The 4183-nt window shown below is 39.6% G+C and carries 5 protein-coding genes and 1 pseudogene; all 6 read left to right on the forward strand.

Features of this window, described 5'->3' with window-relative positions; translation table 11 throughout:
* The first annotated feature begins 363 nt into the window (after nt 1-363).
* The 6 genes and pseudogenes from ACEW9J_RS02995 to ACEW9J_RS03020 all read left to right on the forward strand — a co-directional run bounded on the left by ACEW9J_RS02995 (nt 364) and on the right by ACEW9J_RS03020 (nt 3936).
* Nucleotides 364-768: a hypothetical protein gene (locus ACEW9J_RS02995; RefSeq protein ID WP_373543662.1), complete on the forward strand. Its 405-nt coding sequence runs from the start codon at nt 364-366 to the stop codon at nt 766-768.
* 26 nt (nt 769-794) lie between these two features.
* Nucleotides 795-1232: a helix-turn-helix transcriptional regulator gene (locus ACEW9J_RS03000; protein ID WP_373543663.1), complete on the forward strand. Its 438-nt coding sequence runs from the start codon at nt 795-797 to the stop codon at nt 1230-1232.
* Between the two features lie 169 nt (nt 1233-1401).
* The gene (locus tag ACEW9J_RS03005; RefSeq protein ID WP_373543664.1) at nt 1402-1884 is read left to right on the forward strand and encodes a hypothetical protein; all 483 of its coding nucleotides are present in this window, start codon (nt 1402-1404) and stop codon (nt 1882-1884) included.
* Between the two features lie 53 nt (nt 1885-1937).
* Nucleotides 1938-3211: pseudogene (locus ACEW9J_RS03010) on the forward strand (restriction endonuclease subunit S).
* Nucleotides 3212-3223: 12 nt separating this feature from the next.
* Nucleotides 3224-3547, forward strand: coding sequence for a DUF433 domain-containing protein (locus ACEW9J_RS03015; RefSeq protein WP_373543665.1), 324 nt, complete (start codon nt 3224-3226; stop codon nt 3545-3547).
* Complete coding sequence (locus ACEW9J_RS03020) at nt 3544-3936, forward strand: DUF5615 family PIN-like protein (RefSeq protein ID WP_373543666.1); 393 nt, start codon at nt 3544-3546, stop codon at nt 3934-3936. Before ACEW9J_RS03015 ends, ACEW9J_RS03020 begins: the two co-directional genes overlap by 4 nt.
* Nucleotides 3937-4183: the final 247 nt, after the last annotated feature.

Consider the following 4183-nt stretch of genomic DNA (forward strand, 5'->3'; position numbering starts at 1 on the left):
GAATTTTGCTGATTTTAAAGCGGAAATTTCCACCTGTATCGGCACCGCGAATACAGACCGGAAAGAAAAGCTAGACAGCCTATTAACACTCAATTTTCAATCTTTTGCAAAAGTCCAGATCTTAACCGTTTAGAGTATAACAAGTATTTCTATCAGCACCAGCCGTTGAGATCTTTGGCGGAAGTAACGGCGGAGATCTTGCAGTTAGAGCGGGAAACTGAGGGGTTGCTGAAGAAGTTGGTTAGTTTTGGGGAGATGAGTTGATGGATCTCATTGCACCTCGCGATCGCCGATCGCTTGTGCTATCCTGATAACAGAACAACAAATTTGTTGGACTCTTGGTAATATATCAACTTCAATGCGATGAATGCACCCATTCCACCATTTGATGAGCGGGGGTATCTCCCGCAGGGAGTGTATGAGACTGATGAAGTAGAATTTAACCGAAGGTTTGGTTTCAATAGTTACCGACAGCAAATGCTATTAGGGTTACGCTCTGCGCTAGATTCACTCAGGCAAGCTGGATGCGATCGTGTTTATATCGGCGGTAGTTTTGTTACTAATAAAGAAGAACCAGGTGATATTGATGGTTGTTTTGAGGGAATTTTTATTGATGAGAATATCATCGACCCAATTTTTATCGATGCCGATCTTGATGCTCAAAAAGCAAGATTTGGAGTAGAACTAGTTCTTGGTGGTAATAGAGCAGGATTTTTTCAAACCGATCGCGATGGTAATGCCAAGGGTATTGTTGTTATAAATCTATAAGTAAATCTTTTAAGAGGAAGCAGATCGTGATTCAAAACGAGCATCAATACAAAATCACTCAAACTAAGGTGAGAGAACTAGAACAAGATTTAACAGATCTAGACACCAATCCATCTAATTTGACACAGCGTTTATTACAAGCGGAGAAGAATGGTATTCAAGTTTTACTCGATCGCTTACAATCAGAGATCGTTGAATATGACAATCTCAAACAACAGAAAACACCGATTCAAATTGGTTCGATCGATGACTTGGCGATCGGATTAATTAAAGCCAGAATTGCGGCGGGGATAACTCAGAAGGAACTAGCCGCTAAAATCGGGGTGCAAGAGCAACAAATTCAGCGGTATGAAGCAGATCGATATGCTGCGGCTAGTTTAGCTAGGTTGACTGAAATTGCTCATGCTTTGGAAATTATATTTACTCATCCTGTAGAATTCCAAATGGGGCTATCTCGGTCTTAACAAATACTTGAGAGTGATATTCGATTACCGATGGTACGCTACGCGATCGAGTAATCTCAGTTCCCGATCGATCGATTGCAATGCTAAAATGAAATTCACTAGATCGTGCGAACTATTACAGCCAGCCGATCGTAGCTAAGGAGGTAATTAAATCGTGGAACCTCGCTTGATGTTAGAAACATTAATTTTATATTTCGTTTGTCAAACCAACGGTTTTCTTACTAAAATTCAGTTGGTCAATTTTTTATATCTAGCGGATCTCTATGCTGTTAAATGGACTGGTAAACAATTAACCAATCTGGATTGGTATTACTATAACTATAGCCCTTGGCATGAAGATATCGATGTGGCTTTAGTGAAGTTGAATGGGCAAGTAGTCCAGACGCAGGAAGGCGAAAACACCTTAATTAAGATGGGAGCAAAACCATTCGCTCTACAGACATTGGGTATTTCTCATAGTTTATGTTTTGTGTTGGATAATATCTGCATTGAGTGGGCGGGAAGTTCTACAGACAAAAATAAAGATCTTCTAGAATATATTTCTACAACTGCTCCAATATTGGCGGTTAAGGGTAAACACCATTCATTAGATAAAGTGTCTCTTAATTTAGCACTAGAACGAGAATTACTATTTGAGGCATTAGCCGTTTAGCGTAATTGGAAGATTTGTTGAATGCTCTAAATTAGGTGATGAGAGGTTGAGTAATGGTGTCTTTTCCAAAGTATGAGAGTTATAAAGATAGTGGTGTTGAGTGGTTAGGAGAGATCCCTAGTCATTGGAAGTTAAAGAAAAATAAATTCTTAATCTCAGAAAAAAAAGATACTGTTGGAAAAACTTCTAGTAACTTTACTCTTCTTTCTCTTACCTTGCAGGGCGTGATAGTGAGAGACATGGATAATCCTCATGGAAAATTCCCCGCAGAATTCAATACTTATAAGATTGTCGCTCCTAACAATTTAATATTTTGTCTTTTTGATGTTGAGGAAACCCCTCGAACTGTTGGTCACGCAAATCACAATGGCATGATTACAGGAGCTTATGAAATATTTGAATGTGGTAATGAGATTGATAGTAGATACTTTTATTATTACTATCTTTCGTTGGATTTTGATAAATGCCTCCGATCCCTGTACTCTGGATTGAGAAAGGTTATTAAAATTGATACGTTTTTAAGTATAAAGTCACCTATTCCACCTATCGACGAACAAAAGAGAATAGTTGAATTTCTCGATCGCAAGACCGCCGAAATAGACCAAGCGATCGAACAAAAACAACGACTCATCAAGCTGCTCAAAGAACAAAAAGCTATCCTGATTGATCGAGCTGTCACCAAAGGTCTTAATCCCAATGTACCAATGCGCGATAGTGGTATTGACTGGATAGGCGAAATTCCTGAAAATTGGGAAATTTATAGAGCTAAGTATTTATTCAAAGAAATTAACGATCGTTCAAAAACAGGAGAAGAAGAATTACTCTCTGTATCTCATATTACAGGGGTGACTCCAAGATCGGAGAAAAATGTTTCAATGTTTATGGCAGAGGACTATTCCGGATCTAAGTTGTGTCAAAAAGACGATCTTGTAATTAATATTATGTGGGCATGGATGGGAGCTTTAGGCGTATCAAAGCAAACTGGAATTGTTAGTTCATCTTATGGGTTTTTAGACAGATAAAACAAAATACTTTTAATTCCTGGTATTTAGAGCATTTACTGCGTAGCAGAGAATATGTAGCTGAGTATAATCGAATCTCTACTGGTTTGCATTCATCGCGGCTCCGACTTTACGCAATTATGTTTTTGTGTATTGATATCGTACTTCCGTCAAGGAAAGAACAAGATCTAATTGAATATACAGTAACTAGAAAAACACATGAAATTGACACGATCATTGATACTGCTGAACGCGAGATAAAAATCCTAGAGGAATTTAGATCTATTATTATTTCCCAAGCTGTAACAGGAAAGATGAAAATTTAACCGTATTAGCTGATGAACACCCAACTAGTTGATTCTCTAGTCCAAATTACCGTAGCTCTCACTCCAGAAGAAAACACCTTACTGCAAGAAAAACTACTGGCAAGAGCGATCCAATCGACTCCAGGAGTTTGCGGCGGGTATGCTCGCATTCGCAACACCCGCATTCCCATTTGGACATTGGTTTCTTTCCGTCATCAAGGAGCCGATGAAGCCGAATTGCTCCGCAACTATCCAACATTGACTTCCTTAGATCTCAACGCCGCTTGGATTTATTACGATGCCCACAGCGCAGAGATTGACACAATTATTGCCGATCACAACTCCGAAGCAGAATGAACCCGATCGATCTCTACGCCAACGAAAATTTCCCTTTCGAGATGGTCATAGCCCTGCGCCAATGTGGTTACGATGTCACCACCACATACGAAGCCGGACAAGCTAACCAAGGCATTCCTGATGACGAGGTACTAGTCTTTGCTCAACAGCAGAACCGCACCGTCATCACCCTCAACCGCGATGATTTTGTCAAGCTACATCGCAGCGGTGTTCAGCACTGCGGGATCGTTATTTGCAAAGATGACCGCGATTATTCGGGACAGGTGCAAACTCTTCATACCTATCTCCAATCCCAAAGCGATTTCACCAACCGTGCGATTCGGGTCAAAAAACAAAATCAGCCCAAGTCCAGTAATCCGATTTTTATGATTCAGGAATACGGAAGATAGATAGCCAAACGATCTGGGGTACATATTAGGGAACAATAAGCATATACCCGATCGCCAGCAATCTTAAATTATCATGGTCAGCCAAACCAACGAAACAGCATTAGAAGATTAGACCAATCCTAAATATAATCTGTGGACAAAAAAGATAGCAAAACTGTAAAATAGTATTTTATCTAATATGCCAAACCCACTGCAATATATTGAAAAGCATCCAGATCGAGCCAAGGAAATTATAGGTATTGAGTAT

The organism is Chamaesiphon sp. (assembly GCF_041737865.1).
Classification (GTDB): domain Bacteria; phylum Cyanobacteriota; class Cyanobacteriia; order Cyanobacteriales; family Chamaesiphonaceae; genus Chamaesiphon.